The 23,547-nt window shown below is 71.4% G+C and carries 22 protein-coding genes; 13 read left to right on the top strand and 9 right to left on the bottom strand.

The window, feature by feature from the left end; translation table 11 throughout:
• Window positions 1-120: 120 nt before the first annotated feature.
• Window positions 121-600, top strand: a complete 480-nt coding sequence (locus tag HJC40_RS19595; protein ID WP_250002602.1) for a hypothetical protein — start codon at window positions 121-123, stop codon at window positions 598-600.
• A gap of 1,245 nt (window positions 601-1,845) precedes the next feature.
• Here the strand turns inward: HJC40_RS19595 and HJC40_RS19600 are convergent.
• Complete coding sequence (locus HJC40_RS19600) at window positions 1,846-2,613, bottom strand: SDR family NAD(P)-dependent oxidoreductase (RefSeq protein WP_250002603.1); 768 nt, start codon at window positions 2,611-2,613, stop codon at window positions 1,846-1,848.
• An 86-nt stretch (window positions 2,614-2,699) separates the two neighbouring features.
• On the opposite strand from HJC40_RS19600, the gene HJC40_RS19605 reads away from it, so the two are divergent.
• The gene (locus tag HJC40_RS19605) at window positions 2,700-3,296 is read left to right on the top strand and encodes a TetR/AcrR family transcriptional regulator (protein ID WP_250002605.1); all 597 of its coding nucleotides are present in this window, start codon (window positions 2,700-2,702) and stop codon (window positions 3,294-3,296) included.
• A 22-nt stretch (window positions 3,297-3,318) separates the two neighbouring features.
• Here HJC40_RS19605 and HJC40_RS19610 read toward each other — a convergent pair whose 3' ends face one another.
• The 3 genes from HJC40_RS19610 to HJC40_RS19620 all read right to left on the bottom strand — a co-directional run bounded on the left by HJC40_RS19610 (window position 3,319) and on the right by HJC40_RS19620 (window position 6,949).
• A complete protein-coding gene (locus HJC40_RS19610) occupies window positions 3,319-4,797 on the bottom strand; it encodes an SLC13 family permease (protein WP_250002606.1) in 1,479 nt (492 codons plus the stop codon).
• Window positions 4,798-4,868: 71 nt separating this feature from the next.
• Window positions 4,869-5,468, bottom strand: a complete 600-nt coding sequence (locus HJC40_RS19615; RefSeq protein ID WP_250002608.1) for a TetR family transcriptional regulator — start codon at window positions 5,466-5,468, stop codon at window positions 4,869-4,871.
• Window positions 5,465-6,949, bottom strand: coding sequence for a DHA2 family efflux MFS transporter permease subunit (locus HJC40_RS19620; RefSeq protein WP_250002609.1), 1,485 nt, complete (start codon window positions 6,947-6,949; stop codon window positions 5,465-5,467). Before HJC40_RS19620 ends, HJC40_RS19615 begins: the two co-directional genes overlap by 4 nt.
• Window positions 6,950-7,002: 53 nt before the next feature.
• On the opposite strand from HJC40_RS19620, the gene HJC40_RS19625 reads away from it, so the two are divergent.
• The 4 genes from HJC40_RS19625 to HJC40_RS19640 all read left to right on the top strand — a co-directional run bounded on the left by HJC40_RS19625 (window position 7,003) and on the right by HJC40_RS19640 (window position 9,336).
• Window positions 7,003-7,860 (top strand): amidohydrolase family protein, encoded by an 858-nt coding sequence (locus HJC40_RS19625; protein ID WP_250002610.1) that lies wholly within the window; start codon window positions 7,003-7,005, stop codon window positions 7,858-7,860.
• 75 nt (window positions 7,861-7,935) lie between these two features.
• Window positions 7,936-8,091 (top strand): hypothetical protein, encoded by a 156-nt coding sequence (locus tag HJC40_RS19630; RefSeq protein ID WP_250002611.1) that lies wholly within the window; start codon window positions 7,936-7,938, stop codon window positions 8,089-8,091.
• A gap of 16 nt (window positions 8,092-8,107) precedes the next feature.
• Complete coding sequence (locus HJC40_RS19635; RefSeq protein ID WP_250002612.1) at window positions 8,108-8,539, top strand: EVE domain-containing protein; 432 nt, start codon at window positions 8,108-8,110, stop codon at window positions 8,537-8,539.
• Complete coding sequence (locus tag HJC40_RS19640; protein ID WP_250002614.1) at window positions 8,536-9,336, top strand: PfkB family carbohydrate kinase; 801 nt, start codon at window positions 8,536-8,538, stop codon at window positions 9,334-9,336. The genes HJC40_RS19635 and HJC40_RS19640 overlap by 4 nt, the downstream gene beginning before the upstream one ends.
• A 13-nt stretch (window positions 9,337-9,349) precedes the next feature.
• Here HJC40_RS19640 and htpG read toward each other — a convergent pair whose 3' ends face one another.
• Both htpG and HJC40_RS19650 read right to left on the bottom strand, forming a co-directional pair.
• Complete coding sequence (gene htpG / locus HJC40_RS19645; RefSeq protein WP_250002615.1) at window positions 9,350-11,179, bottom strand: molecular chaperone HtpG; 1,830 nt, start codon at window positions 11,177-11,179, stop codon at window positions 9,350-9,352.
• A gap of 99 nt (window positions 11,180-11,278) precedes the next feature.
• Window positions 11,279-12,562, bottom strand: coding sequence for a citrate synthase (locus HJC40_RS19650; protein ID WP_250002617.1), 1,284 nt, complete (start codon window positions 12,560-12,562; stop codon window positions 11,279-11,281).
• Between the two features lie 161 nt (window positions 12,563-12,723).
• Here HJC40_RS19650 and HJC40_RS19655 point away from each other — a divergent pair, with 161 nt between their 5' ends.
• The 7 genes from HJC40_RS19655 to HJC40_RS19685 all read left to right on the top strand — a co-directional run bounded on the left by HJC40_RS19655 (window position 12,724) and on the right by HJC40_RS19685 (window position 21,733).
• Entirely contained in the window at window positions 12,724-13,602 is an 879-nt protein-coding gene (locus HJC40_RS19655; RefSeq protein ID WP_250002618.1) for a universal stress protein, read from the top strand.
• A 63-nt stretch (window positions 13,603-13,665) separates the two neighbouring features.
• Window positions 13,666-16,152, top strand: coding sequence for a bifunctional diguanylate cyclase/phosphodiesterase (locus HJC40_RS19660; protein ID WP_250002619.1), 2,487 nt, complete (start codon window positions 13,666-13,668; stop codon window positions 16,150-16,152).
• 874 nt (window positions 16,153-17,026) lie between these two features.
• The gene (locus HJC40_RS19665; RefSeq protein ID WP_250002620.1) at window positions 17,027-17,809 is read left to right on the top strand and encodes an exodeoxyribonuclease III; all 783 of its coding nucleotides are present in this window, start codon (window positions 17,027-17,029) and stop codon (window positions 17,807-17,809) included.
• A gap of 107 nt (window positions 17,810-17,916) precedes the next feature.
• The gene (locus HJC40_RS19670; RefSeq protein WP_250002621.1) at window positions 17,917-19,644 is read left to right on the top strand and encodes a PP2C family protein-serine/threonine phosphatase; all 1,728 of its coding nucleotides are present in this window, start codon (window positions 17,917-17,919) and stop codon (window positions 19,642-19,644) included.
• Window positions 19,641-20,687 carry a B12-binding domain-containing protein gene (locus tag HJC40_RS19675; RefSeq protein ID WP_250002622.1) on the top strand — a complete coding sequence of 349 codons (1,047 nt, stop codon included), beginning with the start codon at window positions 19,641-19,643 and terminating at the stop codon, window positions 20,685-20,687. Before HJC40_RS19670 ends, HJC40_RS19675 begins: the two co-directional genes overlap by 4 nt.
• Before the next feature lie 197 nt (window positions 20,688-20,884).
• Entirely contained in the window at window positions 20,885-21,106 is a 222-nt protein-coding gene (locus HJC40_RS19680) for a hypothetical protein (RefSeq protein ID WP_250002623.1), read from the top strand.
• 243 nt (window positions 21,107-21,349) lie between these two features.
• Complete coding sequence (locus HJC40_RS19685; RefSeq protein WP_250002624.1) at window positions 21,350-21,733, top strand: helix-turn-helix domain-containing protein; 384 nt, start codon at window positions 21,350-21,352, stop codon at window positions 21,731-21,733.
• Between the two features lie 12 nt (window positions 21,734-21,745).
• Here HJC40_RS19685 and HJC40_RS19690 read toward each other — a convergent pair whose 3' ends face one another.
• From HJC40_RS19690 to HJC40_RS19700, 3 genes are all read right to left on the bottom strand, one after another.
• The gene (locus HJC40_RS19690; protein WP_250002625.1) at window positions 21,746-22,132 is read right to left on the bottom strand and encodes a RidA family protein; all 387 of its coding nucleotides are present in this window, start codon (window positions 22,130-22,132) and stop codon (window positions 21,746-21,748) included.
• 110 nt (window positions 22,133-22,242) lie between these two features.
• A complete protein-coding gene (locus HJC40_RS19695; protein WP_250002626.1) occupies window positions 22,243-23,010 on the bottom strand; it encodes a LamG-like jellyroll fold domain-containing protein in 768 nt (255 codons plus the stop codon).
• Window positions 23,011-23,112: 102 nt separating this feature from the next.
• The gene (locus HJC40_RS19700; RefSeq protein ID WP_250002628.1) at window positions 23,113-23,493 is read right to left on the bottom strand and encodes a DUF6401 family natural product biosynthesis protein; all 381 of its coding nucleotides are present in this window, start codon (window positions 23,491-23,493) and stop codon (window positions 23,113-23,115) included.
• Between the last annotated feature and the right edge of the window lie 54 nt (window positions 23,494-23,547).

Consider the following 23,547-nt stretch of genomic DNA (forward strand, 5'->3'; position numbering starts at 1 on the left):
CGCTTCCACCACGAAGATGCGCGCCCGATCAGGTACCAAAACGGACCGAAAGGACGACGCCCACCCGGCCCGGACACCCCTGCCGCATCGCATCCATCTCCGTACGTCGATGCGCAAACTATGCTGTCCCCGGCGACCGCCGCCGCACCAGCCGAGGGAGAAGCCGTGCCGCCCCACCGCCTCGCCGCCCTGCCCCTCGCCCTGCTCGCCGCGACATGCCTGACCGCCTGCGAGATCGACATAGCCCCGGGCTCGATCCCACCCCCGATCAGCATCGCGCCGACCCCGTCCGGATCAGCGGGCGTGCCCAAGTACGTGTGCTCGCAGGTCTACAAGGTCCTGACCGAGGGTGCGCTGCGCCTGGCCGAGCAGGGGGCGTCGTCGGGGGACGAGGCCAAGGCGGAAATGAAAAAGACGTTCTCCGACATGGCGACCGAGGTCGAAGAGGAAGTGAGCCGGGCGACCGATCCGGGCCTGCAGGCGGCGTTGCGGGAGATCAGCGATGACCTCGCTTCGGGGGGTCGGGCGGCCGATCCTCAGGCTTACATCGACGGTGGGTTTCAGTCTGTGGGGCAGAAGCTGGATGGGCATTGCGGTTGATTCGGGTTGGTCGGCTACTTGCGGTTGACGGTCGGGGCCGAGGGTGACCAAGCTCTGACGGTAAGGCATCTATGTCTGAGCTTGGTCACCCTCGGCCCCGACCTTGGGGGGTCGCTTCTGGCGGCGTCGCGGTGGGTTGCGAGCTGCTGATTGCCTGGTCAGGGTGGGCGGTCACCTGGCGGCGATGGGGTCTGGCTGCCGCGCTGTGATCACCGGGGGAAGCCGGTGCGGGCGGGCGGGCCTGGGTGGTGGGTCAAGGGAGCAGGACCCTGCCGGTTGCGGTCAGCACGTCACGGTTGGGCGGTGGGTTGCGGGGCTGAGTGGTGGGCTGAGCGGGTGGTCCCCTCCCGGTGGGCGGGCATCTGCCGCTGCGCGGCGGTGCCCGGCCGACCCGACTGGTGAATCGCGCGAGCTGAAGCCTGCTGGAGTCGCGCGAACTTGGCCTCTGAAGCCGATCGGGTCGCATTGCCGGACGCGCGAGAACTCGGACCTGGCCGGCACAGCCGGCTCTGCCGGACCTGGCCGGCACAGCCGGCTTTATCGGCGCCGCGCCGCGCCGCACGGCACGGCACGGCTTAATTGACTGCAAGCCGCGCCCACCAAACCGGTCCATTGCGGGCAGGAACAAGCATCGTGCAGCCCACGTTCTTTACAGCCCGCCCCCCGGCTCGGGGGATCTCCGGGCGACGGCAGCCCAAGCTCATCGCGAGGTGAGGGAAGCCGCAACCGGGGTTTGGTTGCGGCTTCCCTCAGCTTGCGATTCGCTACGGCAGCCGCCGCCCGGAGATCCCCCGAGCCCCCCACCGCAACCATCGCCAGAGAGATCTCCAGCGATGGCCGGGGTTCGGGGCAGAGCCCTGAGGTCCACCCCCGACAACAATGAGCCTTCCATCGTGACGGTGCAGGTCATCGGCGGGGCGGAATGGCGATGTCCACGTAGGACGACGCCGGCCACCAGCCCCTGCCGGCCCTGACCCACCGGCCCCTGCCAGCCCTGACCCACCGGCCCCTGCCAGCCCTGACCCACCGGCGCAACGGCGACACCTAAGCCCGCCTCACCGCCAGGTCCGAGATCGGGATCGCGACCGCCTGGCGCCACCCCCAGGAAGCAATCCTCCTGAAGCGCGGCCGCCGGCGGCACCTTCCAGACGCCGTTCAAGCTGCGCCGCCCCCCACCCCGAGAAACCGCGATCGTTCAGCCCATCCTCGTCCAGCACCACGGCGAGGCCACCCCCTGAGCAAGGCTCAAGAGACGGCGGCGGGGAACACCTGGACCTCGCCGCCGTCGGCGAACAGCTCACTGCCGGTCATGAAGCTGGATCGGTCGCCGGCGAGGAACAGCGCCGCCTGCGCGATCTCGGCCGGGTCGGCGACCCGGCGCAGGGCCGTGGTGGCGGCCATCTCCGCCAGGAGGGCGGCGACCTGCGTCTGGTCATCGCCTGCGATGCCGCGCAGGCCGGGAGTGTCGGTCGGGCCGGGGACCAGGACGTTGACCCGGATACGGCGGGGGGCCAGCTCGGCGGCCCAGACCCGGGCGTACTGCCGGATCGCCGCCTTGGAGGCCGAGTAGGTGCCGAATCCGGGGTTTCCGCGGCTGGCCGACGACGAGCCGGTCACCACGATGGAGGACCCGTCCGGCATGAGCGGCAGCATCTTCTGCACGGTGAACACGGTTCCGCGGACATTGATGCCGAAGATGTAGTCGAAGCTCTCGGGCGGCAACACGGTGACCGGGGCGAGCATGTCGGCGCCGCCCGCGTTCGCGAACAGCACGTCCAGCCGCCCGGTGCTGTCGGCGATGCGGGCCGCGATCGTGTCGAGATCGTCCAGGTCGGCGACATCCGCGCGGATCGCGGTGGCGCCGATCTTCTCGGCGGCCGCGTCGAGCTCGGCCCGCCGGCGGCCGGTGATGAAGACCCGGGCGCCTTCGGCCGCGAAGAGGGTGGCCGCCGCCAGGCCGATGCCGGACGCGCCACCGGTCACCAGGGCCACTTTGCCGTCGAGTTCAGTCATGAGTTGTCGCTCCCTGCTGTTATGGACCGTGCGGTCAGATACAACCATATGTTGACCGTTCGGTCCAGAACAAATATCCTGGCCGCATGGCCCGGCCCCGGAAGTTCGATGAGCAACAGGTGCTGCACTCCGCGACGGAGGCGTTCTGGACCTCCGGCTTCGCGGCGACGTCACTGGACGACCTGATGCGGGCGACGAACCTGGGCAAGGGCAGCCTGTATGGCGCCTTCGGCGACAAGCAGGCGTTGTTCCAGCGGGTCCTGGACGGCTATTGCGCGAACGTCACGGCCGGTCTGAGCAAGCGCCTGAGCGGCCCGGACTCGTCGGCGGCCACCCGTTTGCGGGCTCTGTTCGACATGATGGTCGCCGCCGGTGCCGCACCCGGCCCGCACCGCGCCTGCCTGCTCGCGAAGGCGACCGCGGAGCTGGCCGCGACGAACACCGAGGTCGCCCTCCGGGCACGGCAGACGTTCACCATGCTCGCCGGCCTCCTGCGGGCCGAGGTGGAGAGTGCCCAGGCCGCCGGCGACATCCCCGGCGACCGTGATCCTCAGCGGACGGCCCACCATCTCCTGGCGGTGCTCCGCGGCATGGAGGCACTGACCGAGGCCGGCATGGACGAGTCGGTCCTCCGCGACGCCGCCGACACCGCCCTCGCGGCGGCCGGCCTCCATCAGGCCTGACCGCCACGCCGGCACCGACTCCCTAAACGACCAGACTCAGCAGCATCACGCAGCCGAACCCGACCACCGAGATGATCGTCTCCATCACCGACCAGGTCTTCACGGTCTGGCCCACGGTCATCCCGAAGTACTCCTTGACCAGCCAGAACCCCGCATCGTTGACGTGCGAGAAGAACAGCGACCCGGCCCCGATGGCCAGTGCCAGCAGGGCCACCGTCGGCCTGTCCAGGGTGGCGGCCAGCGGCGCCACGATGCCCGCCGCGGTGATCGTCGCCACGGTGGCCGACCCGGTCGCCACCCTGATCCCCACCGCCACCAGGAAGCCGAGCACCAGCGCGTTGATGTTGGCGTCCTTGGCCGCGTCCGCGACCACGTTCCCGACCCCGGCGTCGACCAGCACCTGCTTGAACCCGCCGCCCGCGGCCACGATGAGCAGGATGCCGGCGATCGGGGGCAGCGCGCCGCCGAGCACGGCCGACGTCTGCTGACGGTTGAAGCCGGCCCTCTTGCCGAGGGTCCACATGGCCAGCAGGACGCCGAGGAGCAGGGCGACGACCGGCTCGCCGAGCACCTCGAAGAACCCCCGCACACTGTTGCCCTCGGCCAGCACCAGCTCGGCGATGGCGCGGGCGAGCATCAGCACGATCGGCACGAGCACGGTCAGCACCGCCGCCGCGAAGCCCGGGTTGCGCCGGGACCGCGGCAACTGCGCGTCGGTGGGCTCGTGGGGTCCCTCCGCACCGGGGTTGGCGACGTCGTCCCGGTCGACGAAGTCGCGTCCGCCCTCAGGTCCGCCACCGGTCGGTCCCCCACCCGCCCCGACGGCGGCCAGCAGCGGGGGCGTGGCCAGCGGGACCCGCTTGGCGATCCAGTTGCCGAAGACCGGCCCGGCGATGATGACCGTCGGGATCGCGCAGATGATGCCGAACAGCAGGGTCAGGCCCAGGTCGGCGTTGAGGTTGGCGATGGCGACGAGCGGGCCGGGGTGCGGCGGCACCAGGCCGTGCAGGACCGACAGCCCGGCCAGCGCGGGAATGCCGACGCGCAGCAGGCCGATGTCGGTGCGCCGGGCCACCAGCAGCACGATCGGCACCAGCAGCACGACGCCGACCTCGAAGAACAGCGGCAGGCCGATCAGCGCGGCCACGCCGGCCATCGCCCACGGCAGGGCCGAGCCGCTGACGCTGTTGACGATGCGGTTCACGATGCCATCGGCCCCGCCCGACTCGGCCAGCAGCGCGCCGATCATGGAGCCGAGCGCGATGAGCAGGCCGACGCTGCCGACCGTGCTGCCCAGCCCGGCGGTGAACGAGTCGATGGTGTCGCCCGGTGAGGCGCCGGCGACCAGTCCGAGCGTCGCCGAGCCGAGGATCAGGGCCAGGAACGGATGCCATTTCGCCCAGGCGATGAGCAGCACGACGACCACGATGCCCAGGACGGCGGCCAGGACGAGCTGACCGGTTCCGGCGTTGGTGATGGCCTCGGCGGCCAGGGTTGTCATGAACGCGCGCTTACCCGGCCCGATGTCCTTCAATCGCGGTGCGGGGACCGTCCGGTCGATACGTCTGATGATTACAAGGGGGCGAGATGGTCGCGCAGGCTGATCAAGGCCCGCCTGACCCGGTCGAAGTCCTCCAGGTGGAAGCTGACCGCCTCACCGGGGCGCAGAAAGGTCAGGGTCACGCCGACCAGCGCGCCGGCCAGTGTCCGGGCCTCGTCGGCGTCGGCCGGCCGGCCCAGGCGTTCGGCGATCACCCCGGCCAGCAGGTCGACGGCGGCGACGGTCTGTTGCAGCTGGCGGGCCCGCAGGTCGGGAACCTCGTCGAAGAGCCGCTGCCGCCGCCGCTCGCCGGCCCACTCCTCCTCGGTGAGCTGCTCGAACACCTGCCGCATGCCGGCCAGCACGGCGTCGACCACGGGCGTCTCCGGCGGCTGGGCCCGGATCGCCGCCACGACCGCCGGGTCGACGTCGTCGGTGAGCACGACGTCCTCCTTGGTCGGGAAGTAGCGGAAGAACGTGCTCGGCGAGACCTCGGCGGCCTCGGCAATCTGCTCGACGGTGGTCGCCGCGTAGCCCTGCTCGGTGAACAACCGCATCGCGGCGTCCCGGATGGCCGCGCGAGTCCTGGCCTTCTTCCGCTCGCGCAGCCCGGCGGGCACCTCAGTGGTCATAGCAGTGATTCTGCCAGCACCTCCGGCTGCGGCTCGGCGGCACGCTTCGGCATGACCACCAGCGCGAGCACCGCCCCGGCCAGGGCCAGCGACCCGGCCACCAGCAGAGACCTTTCCATCCCGTACGCGAAGGCCTCGCGCACCGAGGCCAGGAGCCCGTCGTCGCCCAGCCGGCGCGCGACCGCCACGCCGGAGGTGACGCTGTCGGCGGCCACCGCGGGCACGTGCTCGCGGTAGGCCGAGTTGAGCACCGTGCCCAGCACGGCCACCCCGATGGCCCCGCCGACCTGACGCAGAGCCTGCAGCAACGCGTTGCCGACACCGCTGGTCTCCGGGGTGAGCGCGCCGAGCGCCGCGTCCAGGGCGGGCGGCATCGTCAGCCCCAGCCCGAGCCCGGTGAGGGTGATCCACCCGGCGATGTACGGGTAACCCGTGGTCGCGGTGGTCTGCGCGCCCAGCAGCGACGCGACCGCGATCATGGTGAGTCCGCCGGCGATCACCAGCCGGGCGCCGAGTCGCCGGGAGAGCTTCTCGGCGAGGCGCGCGCCGACGATGAGACCGCCGATCACCGGCAGCAGCCGCAGGCCCGAGCCGAACGCGTCCTGACCGCCGACCGCCGAGAACAACTGGGGCAGCGAGAACAGCAGGCCGAGCATCGCGAAGCTGGCCACCGTGGCGAGCACCGCGCCGCCGGTGAAGGCCCGGTTGCGGAACAGGGCGAGATCGATCAGCGGGTTCGCCGCGCGGCGCTGCCAGAGCACGAAGACGGTCAGCGACACCAGCCCGGCCGCGACGGTGATCAGCGACCGGACGTCCGACCAGCCCCGCTCGCCGGCTTCGATGATGCCGTAGGTGACCGCGACCAGCCCGGCCGTCGACAGCACCAGGCCGGGCACGTCGAGGCGGGAGCGGGCCCCGTGCGACTCGGGCAGCCACAGCGTCAGCGCGATCACGCCGGCGATCACGACCGGCACGTTGATGAGGAAGACCGACCCCCACCAGAAGTTGTCGAGCAGCCAACCGCCGAGCAGCGGGCCGAGCGGGATGCCGAGAGCGCTCGCGGTGACCCAGATCGACATGGCCCGGGACCGCTCGCCCGCCGGGAACAGCACGGTGAGCACCGCCCCGGAGAGCGGCATGATCGCGGCGGCGCCGAGGCCGAGCACCGCGCGGGCGGCGATGAGCTGGCCGGACGTCTGCGCGTAGGCGCAGGCGACGGAGGCCGCGCCGAACAGCAGGAGGGCCCCGATCAGCAGGCGCCGGCGGCCGAGCCGGTCGCCCAGCAGACCGGCCGGGAGCAGGGCCGCGGCCAGCACGAGCAGGTAGGCCGTGGTGAACCACTGCAGGTCACCGGTGCCGGCGTCGAGATCGCGGGCCAGGGTGGGCAGGGCGACGCTGAGCACCGTGGTGTCCAGGGCGACCGCGAGGGTGCTGAGCGCCAGGGCGGCGAGCGCGAACCAGCGCGAAGTGGAAGTCAACATGTTTTGATAGTAGCTGTCATTTCGGAGTAACTGTCAACACGTAGACTGCCGATGTGATCGAACGCTTCGGCCTCCCCGGGCTCGCCGATGTGCACACGCACTTCCTGCCGCCGCGCATGCAGCGCCGCGTGTGGGAGCACTTCGACCGGGCCGGCCCGCTGATCGGCCGGCCCTGGCCGATCACCTACCGGGGCGACGAGCAGGAGCGCGTCGGCATCCTGCGCGGCCTCGGGGTGTCGATGTTCAGTGCGCTGGCGTACGCGCACCGGCCGCACATGGCCGCCGACCTCAACGACTGGACGCTCGGCTTCGCCGCGCGCACCCCGGGCTGCCTGCCCAGTGCCACCTTCTTCCCCGAGGCGGGTGTGGCCGCGTACACGCGGGAAGCCCTTGATCGAGGCGCGCGCGTCTGGAAGGTGCACCTGCAGGTGGGCGGCTTCGACCCGCGGCAGCCGGAGCTGGACGCGGCCTGGGGACTGCTCGCCGAGGCCGGCGCCCCGGTCGTCGTGCACGCGGGCTCCGGTCCGGTCCCGGCCGGCTTCACCGGTCCGGGGCCGATCGGCGAGGTGCTGGCCCGCCATCCCGGCCTCGGCGTGATCGTGGCCCACGCGGGCGCCCCCGAGTACGAGGGGTTTCTCGAGCTGGCCGAGCGCTACGACAACGTCCGGCTCGACACCACGATGGCGTTCACCGACTTCTTCGAGGAGATGGCGCCCTATCCGCGCGGGCTGCTCCCCCGGCTGCGCGAGCTCGGCCTGGGCGGCAAGGTTCTGCTCGGCAGCGACTTCCCGAACATTCCGTATCCGTACGAGCACCAGCTGGAGTCACTGGCCCGCCTGGAGCTCGGCGACGACTGGCTGCGGGCCGTCTGCTGGACGAATGCGCAGGTCCTCTTCGCGCCGCGCGGGTGAAAGTGCGCCGAAGGGGTGCGCGGGCATGCCACGATCATGTAGGCAGTCGCCCGGCCCGGGAAGGGAGCCGATCTGATGAAGAAGGCCATCGGCTGGATCGTGCTCGTCCTGATCATCTTCTACATCGGCACCAACCCGGGGCCGGCGGCGGAGATCGCGCGAAGCATCGGCGACGGCTTCGCCGAGGTGTTCCGCAACATCGGCGTCTTCCTGCGGGAATTGTCGGACTGAGCACCACACTGGACTCATGGCGCACTGGCTTCTGCAGCACAACCCGGCCCGCGGCACCTGCGGCAGCGGCGAGTGGACGGTCCGCCGCTACCGTGAGCTGATCACGGCCGGCGACGACGTGGGGCTCTGGCTCAGCGGGCGTGGCGGCGGGGTGGCGGCTGTCGGCACCATCACCGAGGCGCCTCATGACAGGCTCATCACCGTCGATTTCATGCGCACGTTCACCGACCGCCTGATCGGACGCGACGAGCTCCGGGCCGACGACCGGTTCCGGGACGCGCTCGTGCTGCGCATGCCGGCCGGCAGCAACCCGTTCCCGCTCACCGCCGCGCAGTGGCAGGCCGTCCTGGAGCGCGTGCCGCCCGGTGGGGAGCCGGTCGCCGCCGACGCACCGGGCCCGTCCCGTCGGGCCGGCGGACGACCGGGCGCGACTCCGGCGCCGCGATGATCCTGTGTGTCGGCCTGGCCACCGTCGACCTGGTCTACCGCGTCGACCGGATCCCCGGCCCGGACGAGAAGGCGCAGGCCACGTCGTTCGAGGTCGCGGCCGGCGGCCCGGCCGCCAACGCCGCGGTCACGGCGGCCGTGCTGGGCGCGCCGGTCACCCTGATCACGGCGATCGGCTCGCACCCGCTGGGTGACCTGGTCCGGGCCGATCTGGAGGACCACGGCGTACGGGTCATCGACGCGGCCCGGGCGTCCGGCGGGCTGCCGCCGGTGTCGAGCATCGTGGTGGCCGACGGCACCGGCGAGCGCACGATCGTCAGCCGCAATGCTGGTGAGCTGCTGGTCGGCGTACCGCAAGGGGGTCTGCCGGAGGCCGCGGTGACCCTCGTGGACGGGCATCACCCGGTGCTCGCCGTCGCCGCCGCCCGCTCGGCCCGGCGCCTGGTCGTGGACGCGGGAACGTGGCGGCCGGTGTTCGCCGACCTTCTGCCGTACGCCGAGGTGGTCGCCTGCTCGGCCGCCTTCTGCCCGCCCGGCGGCGCCGTCGAAGCCCCGCACGTCGTCGTCACGCACGGCCCCGGCCCGGTGTCCTGGTCGTCCGGTGGGGTGTCGCGCTCGATTGCCGTCCCGCCGGTCGACGCCGCCGACACCGCGGGCGCCGGGGACGCGTTCCACGGCGCGCTCGCCTTCGCCCTGCACCAGGGGTCCACGATGGAGGCGGCCCTGACCGAGGCGATCCGGGTGGCCGGGGTGCGCGTCGTGCACCCCGGCCCCCGGAACTGGCTCCGGCGGCTGTAGCCGGGCGTCGCCGTCAGACGGTGCGGGCCAGGCGGTCGGCCAGGATCTTGGCGAAGCGCGCCGGGTCCTCCAGGTCGCCGCCCTCGGCCAGCAGCGCCGTGCCGTAGAGCAGCTCGGCCGTCTCGGGCAGCGCCGCGTCGTCGGCCCGCTGCTCGTGGGCCGTGCGGAGGCCGCTGACCAGCGGGTGGTTCGGGTTCAGCTCGAGGATCCGCTTGACCCGCGGGCCCTCCTGCCCCATCGCCCGGTACATCTTCTCGAGCGCGGGCGTGATGTCGTCGGCGTCGCTGACCAGGCAGGCCGCCGAGGTGGTGAGGCGGTGCGACAGGCGTACGTCCTTGACCTGCTCGGTCAGCTGCTCCTTGAGGAACGTCAGCATCGGCGCGAAGTCGCCCTCGGGCTCGGGCTCCTCCTTGTCCTTGGGCAGGTCGACCGAGCCGCGGGCGATGGACTGCAGCTTCTTGCCGTCGTAGTCGGGGACCGCCTCGACCCAGATCTCGTCGACCGGGTCGGTGAGCACGAGAACCTCGTACCCCTGCTCGCGGAACGCCTCCATGTGCGGCGAGTTCTCCACCTGCGAACGGCTGTCGCCGGTCAGGTAGTAGATCTCGTCCTGGCCCTCCTTCATCCGCTCGAGGTAGGCGGCCAGCGTGGTCGGCTCGGTGCCGGCCGTCGAGGCGAAGGTGGCGACGTCGAGGATGGCCTTCTGGTTGTCGGGGTCGTTGAGCAGACCCTCCTTGACCGCCCGGCCGAACTCGCGCCAGAACGTCGCGTACTTCTCGGGGTTGTTGTTCAGCAGGTCCTTGACCGTGGACAGCACCTTCTTGACCAGCCGGCGGCGGATCATCTGGATGTGCCTGTCCTGCTGCAGGATCTCGCGCGAGATGTTCAGCGACAGGTCGGCCGCGTCCACCACGCCCTTGACGAAGCGCAGGTAGTCGGGGATGAGCTCGCGGCTGTCGTCCATGATGAAGACGCGCTTGACGTAGAGCTGCAGGCCCCGGGCGGCGTCGCGCTGGAACAGGTCGTGCGGGGCGCGGGACGGCAGGAACAGCAGAGCCTCGTACTCGAACGTGCCCTCGGCCCGCATGTTGATGATCTCGAGCGGCTCGGACCAGTCGTGGCTGATGTGCCGGTAGAACTCGTGGTACTCCTCGTCGGACACCTCCGAGCGCGGCCGGGCCCAGAGCGCCTTCATCGAGTTGAGCGTGTCGTCGCCCATCCGGATCGGGAACGAGATGAAGTCCGAGTACTTCTTGACGATCTCGCGGATCTTCCAGTTGTCCGTGTAGTCGTAGAGCGCGTCCTCCTCGTCCTTGGGGCGCAGGTGGACGGTGACGCTCGTGCCGATCGAGGCGTCCGGCGCCTCGTCGATCGTGAAGGTGCCCTCGCCGGCCGACTCCCAGCGGGTGCCGTGCCCCTCGGTGCCGGCCTTGCGGGTCACCAGGGTGACCCTCTCGGCGACCATGAAGGTCGAGTAGAAGCCGACGCCGAACTGGCCGATCAGCTCCGGGCTCTCCTTGGCCTCGCGCAGCTTGGTCAGCAGCTCGGCGGTGCCCGACTTGGCGATCGTGCCGATCAGCTCGACGACCTCCTCGCGGGTCATGCCGATGCCGTTGTCGCGCACGGTGAGCGTGCGGGCCTCGGTGTCGACGGCCAGCTCGATGTGCAGGTCGGAGGCGTCCGCCTCGAGACCGTCCTGCAGTGTGGCCAGACGCAGCTTGTCGAGCGCGTCCGAGGCGTTCGAGATCAGCTCCCGCAGGAAGATGTCCTTGTTCGAATAGATCGAGTGGACCATCAACTGCAGCAGCTGCCGGGCCTCGGCCTGGAACTCCAACGTCTCCATGTGATTCTTACTCCCCTGAGAATTCGTGAACCCACAGCGATCGTATGACGAACGCCCCGCCCGGCAGAGGCCGGACGGGGCGTTGGTAGATCGTCGGTGTCAGCGCTTGTCGATCGCCACGAACTCGCGCTCGGCGGCACCGGTGTAGAGCTGGCGCGGGCGGCCGATCTTGTTGCCCGGGTCGTTCATCATCTCGGTCCACTGGGCGATCCAGCCGGGCAGGCGGCCCAGCGCGAACAGCACCGTGAACATCTTGGTCGGGAAGCCCATCGCCTTGTAGATGAGGCCCGTGTAGAAGTCGACGTTCGGGTAGAGCTTGCGCGAGACGAAGTATTCGTCGCTGAGCGCGATCTCCTCGAGCTGGAACGCGATCTCCAGCAGCGGGTCGGGGCGGTCGAGCGTCGAGAACATCTCCTGGGCGGCCTTCTTCACGATGGCGGCGCGCGGGTCGTAGTTCTTGTAGACCCGGTGGCCGAAGCCCATCAGCTTGACGCCCTTCTCCTTGTTCTTCACTCGCGTGACGAAGGAGTTGACGTCGCCGCCGTCCTTGCGGATCTGCTCGAGCATCTCGAGCACGGCCGCGTTGGCCCCGCCGTGCAGCGGACCGGACAGCGCGTTGATGCCGGCCGAGACCGACGCGAACAGGTTGGCCTGCGCCGAGCCGACCAGGCGCACGGTCGACGTGGAGCAGTTCTGCTCGTGGTCGGCGTGCAGGATGAACAGCATGTCCAGGATCTTGGCGACCTTGGGATCGACGTCGTACTGCACCGTGGGCAGGCCGAACGTCATCCGCAGGAAGTTCTCGACGTAGTCGAAGCTGTTGTCCGGGTACGGCAGCGGGTGCCCGATGGACTTCTTGTACGCATACGCCGCGATCGTCGGAAGCTTCGCCATCAGCCGGATGCCGGAGATCTCGACCTGCTCGGGATCGAGCGGGTCGAGCGCGTCCTGATAGAAGGTCGACAGCGCGGTGACGGCCGAGGAGAGCACGGCCATCGGGTGTGCGTCGCGCGGGAACCCGGAGAAGAAGGCGCGCATCTCCTCCTGCAGCAGGGTGTGCACGCGGATCTTGTCGGCGAAGTCCTTGAGCTGCTGGGGCGTCGGCAGCGCGTCGTGCATCAGAAGGTACGAGACCTCGAGGAACGACGACCGCTCGGCCAGCTGCTCGATCGGGTAACCGCGGTAGCGCAGGATGCCGGCGTCACCGTCGATGTAGGTGATCGTCGACGTGGTCGAAGCGGTGTTGACGAAACCCTGGTCGAGGGTGACGAAGCCGGTCTCCTTGAGGAGGGCGCTGACGTCGATGCCGCCCGGGCCCTCGACCGCCTCGCGTACCGGCATCGACAGCTGGCCACCAGGGTGGTCGAGCTTGACATCCGTCATGTATTTCCCTCACTTCACCGGCAGATGTCCCACAAATTTTGTAGTTCACCGTAAACCCTCAACCTGAATGGGTCATCAGGCGGATCCCTGCTGAGGGATTGATCACGAAGAGTGGCGCCTTTGTATAGATAATGGTTGTAGTCGAACCGGAGGTGCGAGACATGCCGAATCCGAGTCCGTCTCCAGTGGTGGTGGGGGTCACCGGCACCTCAGCCGGCCTGGCCGCCGTGCGCCTGGCCGCCCGGGAAGCCGTGTCGCGGGGCCGCGAGCTCCGCATCGTGCACGCTTTCACGTGGTCGAACCCTCACCCTGATCTGAACTACCCCGACCAGAACCACGACTACGACGGGGCCCGGCGGACAGCCACCCGGATCGTCGAAGCGGCCGTCGCCACTGCCCAGCGTTCCACACCCGGCGTCCGCGCGCAGGGCCAAGTCGTCGACGGGCCGGCCGACCAGGTGCTGTTACGGCTGAGCCGCACCGCCGAGCTGCTGGTGCTCGGCGACGACGACCTGGCCACCCTGCCCTGGCTGCCCTCCGGATCGGTGCTGGTGCAGACGGTCGCCCGGGCCTGGTCCCCCGTGCTGGTGGCCCGGGGCCCGCGACCCAAGGCCGGTCCGATCCTCGCGGCGGTCGACGGCTCGCCGGGAGCGCTGCTGGGCCTGCACCTGGCGGCCGCGGAGGGCGCCCGCCGCAACGTCGGCGTGGTCGTCGCCCACGTGATCGAGGGCGCCGGCCCCGCGGCCGAGCGGAAGGGCCGCGACCTCCTGGCCGCCGCGGTCGCCGCCGTCCCCGAACTGGCCGACCACCGGCTCCGGCTGCTCACCGGCACGCCCGCCGCCGCCCTGGTGCAGGCCTCCAGCCAGGCCCGGCTCACCGTGCTGGGCCCGCGCGGGCGGCACGACACGGGCCTGCTCGGCTCGGTCGCGCGGACGGTGCTGCGCCGGGCGGCCAGCCCTACGCTCTTCGCTCACGGCGGCAGCGTGCCCTCGCAACGCACCGCGACTTCCTTCCGTACGGGAAAGGCGCTCGCGCGCTAGCCGCATCGGCGTCTCGGCCCCTCGTGCCTCAGCCTTGGTCGGAAACGTCCGAAACAACGGTTGATGATCAGGAATTGGCGGCTGTTCGCGTCGCTGGGCCTGCTGGCGACCGTCGTCTACACCGCCGACGTCTCGCCGGCGCTGAACGCTGCCTGCATGCTCGTCGTCGCGGGCGGCTCGGTGTGGGCCTGCTTCGCCGGGCCGCGCCGGCACGGGGCCGAGCCCCGCACCGCCTGGCGCCTGCTCGGCGGCGCGGTGCTCGGCGGCCTGGCCGGGGTGCTGCTCCGCCCGGCCGTCGAGGGCCTGCCCGGGCTCTGGCCCCTGCTGGCCGACGGGGGCAGCATCAGCAGCTACGCGATGCTGTGCGCCTTCCTCGGCCTCATGCTGCGCCGGCGGCAGAGCATCGACCCGCACGCGGTGCTGGACGGGCTGATCGTCTGCGTGGCCGGCGCGCTCGTCGTGGGCGTGCTCCTGGCCGCGCCGGCCGCGGCGATCTCCGACCGGCCGGGACCCGTGTCGTTCGTGGCCGGGCTGTACCCGCTGTTCGACGTGGTCGTGCTGCTGCTGCTCGTCAACCTCACCTTCACCGCCACCACCTGGCCGGTCAGCCTGGTGACGCTGATGGGTGCGATGACGTCGATGTTCGTGGGCGACACGGCGTACGCGATCGTCGGCGCCAACGGCATCACGTACGCCTCGCCCCTGTTCGACGCCCCCTTCCTGCTCGGCTTCGTGCTGGTCGGCGTGACCGCCCTGCATCCGTCGGTGACCCGGTTCGGCCTGGCCGCGCGGCCCCCCGTCCAGGCCTGGTCGGCCCGGCGGATCGCGGTGCTGGCACCGGCCCTGGCCAGTCCGTTCGTGCTGATGGCGGTGCGCGACTCCCGGGGCGAGCGGATCACCATCGCGGTCGCCGGCGTGGTGATCGTCGCCCTGCTGCTCGTGCGGGCGATCACCGCCGTACGGTCCCAGACCGCGGCCCACCTGCGGGCCGAGCACCAGGCGATGCACGACGCGCTGACCGGCCTGCCCAACCGCTATCGGATCGGCCGCGAGCTGACCGACCTGCTCGCTCGCCTGGAGCCGGACGGGCGCCGCCGGGTCTGGGTGCTGCTGCTCGACCTGGACGGCTTCAAACTGGTCAACGACGGGTGGGGCCACGACACCGGCGACCAGCTGATCGTCGAAGTGGCCCGGCGGCTGCGCGCCGCGGCGCCGCCCGGGGTGCCGGTCGCCGCGCTCGGCGGCGACGAGTTCCTGCTGGCCACCGCCGGCGACGATCGAGAGGCGGCGGCGCTCGCGGACGACGTGCGCGACTGCTTCGCGCAGACGTTCCCGGTGCGCGGCACGGAACTGACCATCACCTGCTCGATCGGCATCTCGTCGGCCGGCGCCCCGTTCGCCACGGACTGCTCGTCGTCCGCCTCGGACCCGGTCTTCACCACCGGGGAGAGCACCCGGCCCGGGACCGCTCCCCCGCCCAGCGGTGACGCCTCCGCCGGCTTCTTCGGTGCAGACAGCGCCGCCGATGCGGGCAGTTCCTCCAGCGCGGGCAGTTCCTCCCGTGCGGGCAACTTCTTCGGCGCGGACGGCTTCTCGAGCGCGGGCAGCTCCTCCGGTGCGGATCTGGCGGCGGTGGCCGAGGCGCTCATGCGCGACGCGGACACGGCGATGTACCGGGCCAAGGCCGAAGGCCCGGGCAGCCGCGTCGCCTTCGACGCGGCCATGCACGCCCAGGTGCGCGAGCGGATCGAGCTGGAGGTCGCGCTCCGCAAGGCCCTCGGCGACGGCCAGCTCAGCGTCGTCTACCAGCCGATCGTCGACCTGTTGTCCGGCCGCCCGACCGGCGCGGAGGCGCTGGTGCGCTGGACCCACCCGTCACGCGGGCCCATCTCGCCGGCCACGTTCATCCCGATCGCCGAGGACGCCGGGCTGATCGGCGCGATCGGCGACTGGGTGCGCCAGGAGTCCCTGCGCCAGGTGGGTGAATGGCGCACCGACGGCACCGTGGGCGACGCCTTCTACGTGTCGGTCAACGTCTCGGGCCGCCAGCTGCTCGACCCGGGCCTGCCCGGGCAACTGGCCTCCGAGATGCGGGCGTACGGCGTGCCGCCGGCCTGCGTGGCGGTCGAGATGACCGAGTCGGTGCTGGTCGACTCGACCGGCGTCGCCGGGCGCGTGGTCTTCGGGATCCGCGAGCTGGGCTGCCAGGTCCTCATCGACGACTTCGGCACCGGCTTCTCCGCGCTCGGCTACCTGCGGCGCTTCCCGGTCACCGGCATCAAGATCGACCGCTCGTTCGTGACCGGCCTGGGCGCCGGCCACGAGGACGACGAGATCGTCCGGGCCATCGTGTCGCTGAGCCAAGCGCTGCGCCTCAGCGTCATCGCCGAGGGCGTGGAGACCCGCGTCCAGCGCGACGCCCTGGCCGCGGTCGGCGTGACGCGCGGCCAGGGCTGGCTGTGGGGCCCGGCCGTCCCGCCGGCCGAGTTCGCCCGCCATTGGCACGCCCGCCGCGCCGCCGCCCTGGCCGGCCAGACCACCGCCACCTGACACCGCCGGCGCCGCCCGGGCCTCACCCCCGCGGGCCGCACCCCCGAGCGCGGCCGGACCTCGCGACCGCAGGCCCGCCCGCGCGAACCGCACCACCCGGCACAGCCTGCGAGGCTCACACCTGCGGGCCGCACCCACCCGGCGCAGATCCGCCTTTCGCAGGTCCGCCCCGCGCGAACCGCACCAACCCGGCCCAGCCTGACGCTCACACCCGCCGGCCGCATCCACCCGCCGCGGCCCAATACCAACGGCCACCAAGTCTCAGAGCCCCGGCGTATGTCTCAGCTCCGCCTTCCGCCGACCGCAACCAGTGCGGCCTGCGCGTTTCTCTGATGCGCCGACCTGGTCGCCGCGACTGGCGCGAATCAGTCTTTTCGCCTTGCCCCCACCACTCGGCCGGCGCGGGCGAACGGATGCTGACAAACCTCGCGCCCGCACTGGCATCCCGCGCGGGATTCGGGCATCATTCGCTGGCCGGGTTCGGTAGTAACGGGGATCACACTCGGCCTATGGTTGATACGGAAGGGAGATGGCATGGCGGCGCTGGTGGGCTCCGAGGGAGCCGTGGTCTGGATGGTCGCGGTGCTTCTCATCCTCACGGCGGGCTTGACTGCCGCGCTCTTCCTCGCCACACGCATGATCCGCCGACACTGAGCGGACCTCTTTCCCTGATCGGCCGGCGCTGGGCAGACATTTCGCACGCCGATCGTCCGACGCATGTCCCGGCGCGCATCCCAGGGATCACCGCGCCACCGCTCTCCTTTCGGGCGGAGCATCGCCTTGCCAACCCCGACGGGCGTTTCCTCCCCTCCGGTCGGTGTGACTCGCCGCCGCCGGGAGGGCGTGGCGGGCGATCATGTAGCAGTCTGGTCTGATGCGCTTCGCCACGTGGAACGTCAACTCGGTCAAGGCCCGGCTGCCGCGCCTGCTGGAGTGGCTGGACACCACCAAGCCCGACGTCCTCTGCCTCCAGGAGACCAAGGTCGCCGCCGACGGCTTTCCGGCCGATGAGGTCCGCGACCTCGGGTATGACACGGCTGCGTACGGTCAGGGGCGGTGGAACGGCGTCGCCCTGCTGTCCCGGGTCGGCATCGAGGACGTACGCCGGGGTTTCGACGGGGAGCCGGGCTTTCCCGATCCGGAGGCGCGGGCCGTCAGCGCCCTCTGCGGCGGCATCCGCTTCTACTCGATCTATGTGCCGAACGGCCGCACCCCGGACGACCCGCACTACACCTACAAGCTCTCGTGGCTGGCCGCGTTGCGCACGGCGCTCGTCGCCGACGTCGCCGCGGGGCCGCTCGTGGTGGCGGGCGACTACAACGTGGCGCCGACCGATGACGACGTGTGGGATCCGAAGGTTTTCGCCGGCTCCACCCACGTCACGCCGCCGGAGCGCGAGGCCCTGGCCGAGATCCGAGCCGTCGGGCTGCGGGATGTCGTCGGGCGGCCGATGAAGGGTGATCACCCGTTCACCTATTGGGATTACCGGGCCGGCATGTTCCACCAGAACAAGGGAATGCGCATCGATCTCGTCTATGCGACCCCGTCGGTCGCCGGGCGGGTGACAGATGCGGTGGTCGACCGGGAGGCGCGCAAGGGCAAGGGCCCCAGCGATCACGCCCCGATCGTGGTCGACCTCGGCGACGAGGCGGCCTGATCGACCACCTGGGCCCGGCCGTCCGGCTCATGGGCACGTAGTCTGTGAGCTGAGATCGTGATCTGTGAGCTGAGATCGTGTCCGGGCGGGGAGAGACGGGAGGGACCATGACAGCACAGTCGCCAACAACACGGTTGCCGGCGCAGTCGCCGATTTCCACCGGCGAAAAGCTGACCGACGGGCCCGCGCCTGCCCTGCTGCGCGCCGCGCTCGACGCCGCCAGCGAGGCGGTCGTGCTGTGCGGCGCCGCCGACGACACCATTCTGATGGTCAATGCCGCGGCCCGGACGCTGGTGCCGGGCCTGTCCGCCGGCGGCAACGCCGTCGAGGGGCCGCTTCCCGGCCTGGCCGGCGCCCTGGCCGCGGGCGACGACACCTTCACCGACGTGTACGAGGGCCGCCACCTGCAGGGCCGGCGCCGGATGCTCGGGCCCGACCACTACGGGTGGTATCTGCGCGATCGCACCGACGAGGTGGCCCGCGCCGACGCGCTGCGCGCCGAGCGGGCCCGCACGGCCTTCCTGGCCGAGGCCGGTCGCCGTCTCTCGTCCTCGCTGCATCAGGGTCGTTGCACCCGCATCACCGCCGAGCTGGCGGTGGCCCACCTGGCCGACGCGGCCGTGGTGGTGCTGCCGGTCAACCGGCGGCAGGCCCCGTGGGTGCGGCTGGTCGCCGGTGAGGCGGCCGTCGAGGGCTTGCTGCGCGAGCCACTGCTCGCCGACGTGCCGGGGCTGGTCGAGGCGCTCGGTGGCTTCCCGCCCATCCCGAGCAAGTGGCTCGACGCGTCGCAGGCGCCCGAGTGGCTGTTGCCGGACGACTTCGGCCCGATCGGCGCGCTGCTGGTCACGCCGCTGCCCGGCAACGCCGAGCCGGCCGGGGCGCTGATCCTGGCCCGTCGTGGCGACAACGCCCGGTTCAGCCCCGAGGACGAGATCCTCGCCCGCATCTTCGCGGCCCGGGCCGGGGCGGCCATCTCGGCCGCCGGGCTCTACCGCGAGCAGGTCGACACCACCGCGGTGCTGCAGGCCGACCTGCTGCCGCCCGAGCTGATCCAGCCCGACGGCATCGAGCTGGTCGGCTCCTACCAGGCGGCCCGCGACGCGATGCGGATCGGCGGCGACTTCTACGACGTGTTCGGTCCGACCGACACCAGCTCCGACACGGTGATCGCCCTCGGCGACGTGTGCGGCAAGGGGCCCGAGGCGGCGGTGCTGACCGGCAAGGTGCGCCAGACGCTGCGCGCGTTGCGACTGGTCGGGGCGGCGCCCGAGGAGATGCTGCGGGTGCTCAACCGGGCGTTGCTCGAGTCGGGCCGCCAGCATCGGTTCGTGACCCTGGTCGTCGGCTCGGTGAGCCGGGGCGAGCACGGCCGGGTGCGGCTCGAGCTGGCCACCGGCGGTCATCCGGCGCCGTTGGTGCTGCGCCTGGACGGCACGGTCGAGGAGGTGCCGATCAGCGGCACCCTGATCGGCGCCGTCGCCCGGACGGTGGTCCGCCCGGCCGACGTCGAGCTCGCGCCGGGCGAGTTGTGCCTGCTCTACAGCGACGGCCTCACCGAGGCGCGGGGCGGCCCGACCGGCGACGAGCAGTTCGGCGAGGAGCGGCTGCACCACGCGCTGGCCGAGTGCCGCGGCATGCCGGCCGTGGCGACCGTCGAGCGGGTGCGCCAGCTGGTGAGCGACTGGGTGCACGGGGGCGCGCGCGACGACATCGCGATGCTGGCCGTGCGCGCGCCGGCCCGCACCCAGTTGAGTGTGCGGAACGGCTCGCGCAACCAGTCCCCCTTCGCGATCGACGCCCGGCGCAACGACCGGCGTGTGCGACAGCGGTCATGAGCGTCGATTCGCGGCGCTCGCTCGACGAGCCCGGGCTGGCCGACGACTTTCTGCGCCTGGTCGGTGACGGTGACGAGTACGGCGCCGTCGAGGTGGTCACGGCTCTGCTCGACAGCGGTGTGACGCCGCAGCGCGTCATGATCGACCTGATCGCCGGCACCCAGGCCCGGGTGGGCGAGTTGTGGGCGGCCAACGAGTGGTCGGTGGCCCGCGAGCACGCCGCGACCGCGATCAGCGAGCGCGCGCTGGCGGCGGTGGCGGCCCGGACGAACGTGCCACCCACCCGGGGGCGGGTGACCATCGCCTGTGTCGACGGCGAGTGGCACGCGCTGCCGACCCGCATCCTGGCCGAGATGCTGCGGCTGGACGGCTGGCGGGTCGACTTCCTGGGCGCCAACGTGCCCGGGCCGCACCTGCTCACCCACCTGCACCAGACCGGTCCCGACGTGGTCGCGCTGAGCTGCATGATCGCCACCAGGTTGCCCCGCGCGCACGCCGCGATCACGGCCTGCAAGGCGGCCGGGGTGCCGGTCATCGCCGGTGGGCGCGGTTTCGGTCCCGGCGGCCGGTACGCGCAGCATCTGGGCGCCGACGCGTGGGCAGCCGGCGCCGAGGAGGCCGTGCAGCGCCTGGCCCGCAACTGGCCACCGCACAGCCCGGACCCGCAGTTGTCGGCCTATCTGGGCGACGAGGAATACACGTACGTGGTCCGCAACCGCGGCGTCCTGATCGGCACGGCCATGCGCCGCCTGACCGACGCCTATCCCCCGATGCGCGAGTACAACCAGCGCCAGCTGGATGCGACGGCCGAGGACATGGCCTACATCGTCGACTTCCTGGCGGCCGCGCTCTACGTGTCGGAGACGCAGATCTTCACCGACTTCATGGCCTGGACGAGCGGTGTGGTGCAGGCCCGCGGCGTCCCGCCGGTGGCCCTGCGGGTCGGTCTGGAGTCCGTCCGGTCCCAGCTGCGCGATTACCCCACGGCCATGGCGGTGCTCAACGCCGGCGAGGCCGCGATCGAGGCACCCGCCGGTAAATGAGTGGCGCGCACGTCGGCGCCCTTCTACCGTCTACCGCATGATCTCCTGATGTTCCGGCCCTTGGGGCCGTCCACCGTGCTCGGTTCCGGGTGCTCCGGCGGGGTTGTCCGCCGTGGAGCCGCCACCGTGCCCGACACCCGGAGCATCACGTTCTCTTCCCTGGCTTCTTTCCCTGGCTCCACGCATGGGAGGTCGGTATGCCTGACCAGCGCTTCACCGTTCAGCTCAACCCCGATGATCTCGCCGTGACCGCGTTCGCGGCCGCCCTCTCCCGTCCGGAGAGGAGCCGCCGCGGCGCCGCCGAGCACCATGGCGCCCACGACGAGCGGCAGGCCGCCCGGCAACGGTCCGAGCGTGCCCGCGCCGGCCGCGCGTCCGGTGCGACCACGGGTCGTTCCTACGCCTTCCGGCGCAGCTGAACCGACCCGGCGAAACTGAACCGACCCGGCGCGGCTGAACCGACCCGGCGAAACTGAACCAACCAGGCGCGGCTGAACCGACCCGGCGCAGCTGAACCGACCAGGCGCAGCTGAACCGACCAGGCGCAGCTGAATCGACCAGTCGGCGCAGCTGAAACAACCAGGGAGTGGGGCCGTGCCGTCGAGCCGGTCCCACTCCCGCAACATTGGGCCGCAGGCGAGCGCCCGGCGTAGGGTCGTGCGATGGGAACCAGGCAGGAGATCAGCGACCTTCCGCCGGAAGCCGATCTGGCCCGGGCCGACTCACTCGCCCGCGAGATCTTCTCGGACGTGGCCACCAAGTGGTCAATGCTGATCATCGAGTTTCTCGGGGAGCGCACGCTGCGCTTCAACGAACTGCGCCGGGAGATCGGCGGCATCAGCCACAAGGTGCTGACGCAGAACCTGCGGATTCTGGAGCGCAACGGCCTGGTCGAGCGGACGGTGCACCCCACCGTCCCACCCAGCGTCGACTACACCCTCACCGAGGCCGGCCAGGCGTTGCGGAAGGTCGTCGACGGCATGTGCGGCTGGACCCAGACCTACCTCGGCGAGATCGAGGCGTCGCGCCGGAAGTTCGAGGCCTGACGGCGGACCGTCTCAGTCGAGCACGGCGATCGCTTCGACCTCGACCAGGTGCTCGGGGACGTCGAGCGTCACGATGCCGAACAGCGAAGCGGGCGCTTGGATGGTCACACCGAGCTTGGCGGACGCGCGGGCGATCCCGTCCAGCAGTTCCGGCATGCGCTCCGGCGTCCAGTCGACGACGTGCATGGTCAGCTTGACGACGTCGGCGAAGGTCGCCCCGGCCCCGGCGAGCGCGGTGGCCACGTTCAGATAGCTCTGCTCGACCTGGGTGGCGAAGTCGCCCCCGTCCCAGGCGACCTGGCCGGCCAGGTGGACGAGCCGCGATCCGGTCGCCACCGACACGTGCCGGTAGACGTCGTTCTCCGGCAGCCCGGGCGGATCGATATAGGTCACGGTCATGCTGACACCTCCTGCGGGGTTGGGTTACCCCTACGACAGTAGGAGGCCCGCCCCGAGCCCGGAAGAACGCACTTTTCCGAGCTCAGGGCACCTTCAGGTAACCGCGCCGGTCAGCCCAGCTCGGCGTAGACGTCGTCGAGGCGGCCGTGGTACATGTCGGTCTTGGTGTTGAAGTTCGGCCCGCCGATGCGCAGCGGCAGGGCGTTGCTGATCGACAGGGTGGCCGGCACCGTGGTCTGACCGCCGAGCTGGTCGTCGATCCACACCGAGAGGCTCGTGCCCCGGCGCTGGCACAGCACCTTGTGCCACTCGCCGTCGGCGACGGACGCGGAGGAGCGGGCGATGTAGACGGTGGGTGATCCGGTGCCGACGAGGACACACTGGGCGCGGCCGTTGGTCTTGCCGACCTGCATCTTCCACTGGCTCGACGTGGTCGCCACGCCCTTCTGCATGATGTTGGCGGAGCCGGTGATCTGCGTCTTGATCGTCAGCATCCGGGCCGACCAGCGGAAGTTGCGGGTGCCCGGGTTGAGGTTGGGGACGCTGGCGGTTTCCAGCAGCGCACGCGGGCACTTGGGTGCGGTGGTGGCACAAGCGGTCGGGAACGAGGCGTAACGGCCGCTCGGGGTCGCTGTGTCGAAGCGGATCACGCCCTGGTCGACCGTGCGGGTGGTGAGGGCCGGGCCGCGGCCCGAGGTGTCGGCGACGCGGCCGTCGACCGCGCCGGCGTCGAAGGTCCAGCGGGCCACCAGGAGTGGCGTGGCCGGGGTGGTGGTCGCGGGTGGCGTGACCGAGGGAGCGGGCGCCGGGGCTGCGGCCGCGGGCACCGCGGGAACGACGAGGCCGGTGATGGCGGCCAGAGCGAGAGCGAGCTTCATACGTACAAGATGGCGTATTGACCGATTTCGCCGCAACACCCCCCTATAGGCGTTTCGGGCGAGCCTGAAAGGTGGACGGCTCGCCCGCGCCCGGCGGAAACGTCAGAGAACGCCGTGCTCCTCGGCGATCATGCAGATCGCGACCAGGCGCAGCAGGTGCCAGTCGGCGGCCTTCCACTCGGCCGGCGCGGCCGGCGCCTGACCGGGCTCGGGCAGCACCCGGCTCATCCGGCGGGCGCCGGCGGCGATCGCCCGGGCATACCCGGCGAGACCGTCGGCGTCGGCCTCCCGGCCGGCCGACGCGAGGGTGTCCCGGACAGCGGCGGCGTGCTGGTCGACCAGGGCGAGCAGGCCGGGGTCGGCCAGCGCGGCGACGATCCCGTCGACGCCCACACGCGCCATCATCTCGTCCAGCAGGCCGGTCGCCGGCGAGGCCGGAACGAGCGCGGAAATCGGGGCGAAAGCCAGGAATTCGTTCGTCATGGCCAGAACGCTAGGGCCTCCGGGAACCCCATGACAGGGGGGTAACCGAACGGC

It is taken from the genome of Actinoplanes sp. M2I2, from assembly GCF_023544445.1.
GTDB lineage: Bacteria > Actinomycetota > Actinomycetes > Mycobacteriales > Micromonosporaceae > Actinoplanes.

Excerpts from the sequence above, each read along its gene's own strand:
- HJC40_RS19655 (WP_250002618.1), top strand. The coding sequence starts at position 12,724 with ATGCCGAATCCGAGTCCGTCTCCAGTGGTGGTGGGGGTCACCGGCACC.
- HJC40_RS19635 (WP_250002612.1), top strand. The coding sequence starts at position 8,108 with ATGGCGCACTGGCTTCTGCAGCACAACCCGGCCCGCGGCACCTGCGGC.
- HJC40_RS19605 (WP_250002605.1), top strand. The coding sequence starts at position 2,700 with ATGGCCCGGCCCCGGAAGTTCGATGAGCAACAGGTGCTGCACTCCGCG.
- HJC40_RS19595 (WP_250002602.1), top strand. The coding sequence starts at position 121 with ATGCTGTCCCCGGCGACCGCCGCCGCACCAGCCGAGGGAGAAGCCGTG.
- HJC40_RS19675 (WP_250002622.1), top strand. The coding sequence starts at position 19,641 with ATGAGCGTCGATTCGCGGCGCTCGCTCGACGAGCCCGGGCTGGCCGAC.
- HJC40_RS19660 (WP_250002619.1), top strand. The coding sequence starts at position 13,666 with ATGATCAGGAATTGGCGGCTGTTCGCGTCGCTGGGCCTGCTGGCGACC.
- HJC40_RS19685 (WP_250002624.1), top strand. The coding sequence starts at position 21,350 with ATGGGAACCAGGCAGGAGATCAGCGACCTTCCGCCGGAAGCCGATCTG.
- HJC40_RS19700 (WP_250002628.1), bottom strand. The coding sequence starts at position 23,493 with ATGACGAACGAATTCCTGGCTTTCGCCCCGATTTCCGCGCTCGTTCCG.
- HJC40_RS19610 (WP_250002606.1), bottom strand. The coding sequence starts at position 4,797 with ATGACAACCCTGGCCGCCGAGGCCATCACCAACGCCGGAACCGGTCAG.
- HJC40_RS19690 (WP_250002625.1), bottom strand. The coding sequence starts at position 22,132 with ATGACCGTGACCTATATCGATCCGCCCGGGCTGCCGGAGAACGACGTC.
- HJC40_RS19680 (WP_250002623.1), top strand. The coding sequence starts at position 20,885 with ATGCCTGACCAGCGCTTCACCGTTCAGCTCAACCCCGATGATCTCGCC.
- HJC40_RS19695 (WP_250002626.1), bottom strand. The coding sequence starts at position 23,010 with ATGAAGCTCGCTCTCGCTCTGGCCGCCATCACCGGCCTCGTCGTTCCC.
- HJC40_RS19665 (WP_250002620.1), top strand. The coding sequence starts at position 17,027 with ATGCGCTTCGCCACGTGGAACGTCAACTCGGTCAAGGCCCGGCTGCCG.
- HJC40_RS19650 (WP_250002617.1), bottom strand. The coding sequence starts at position 12,562 with ATGACGGATGTCAAGCTCGACCACCCTGGTGGCCAGCTGTCGATGCCG.
- HJC40_RS19600 (WP_250002603.1), bottom strand. The coding sequence starts at position 2,613 with ATGACTGAACTCGACGGCAAAGTGGCCCTGGTGACCGGTGGCGCGTCC.
- HJC40_RS19630 (WP_250002611.1), top strand. The coding sequence starts at position 7,936 with ATGAAGAAGGCCATCGGCTGGATCGTGCTCGTCCTGATCATCTTCTAC.
- HJC40_RS19615 (WP_250002608.1), bottom strand. The coding sequence starts at position 5,468 with ATGACCACTGAGGTGCCCGCCGGGCTGCGCGAGCGGAAGAAGGCCAGG.
- htpG (WP_250002615.1), bottom strand. The coding sequence starts at position 11,179 with ATGGAGACGTTGGAGTTCCAGGCCGAGGCCCGGCAGCTGCTGCAGTTG.
- HJC40_RS19670 (WP_250002621.1), top strand. The coding sequence starts at position 17,917 with ATGACAGCACAGTCGCCAACAACACGGTTGCCGGCGCAGTCGCCGATT.
- HJC40_RS19640 (WP_250002614.1), top strand. The coding sequence starts at position 8,536 with ATGATCCTGTGTGTCGGCCTGGCCACCGTCGACCTGGTCTACCGCGTC.
- HJC40_RS19620 (WP_250002609.1), bottom strand. The coding sequence starts at position 6,949 with ATGTTGACTTCCACTTCGCGCTGGTTCGCGCTCGCCGCCCTGGCGCTC.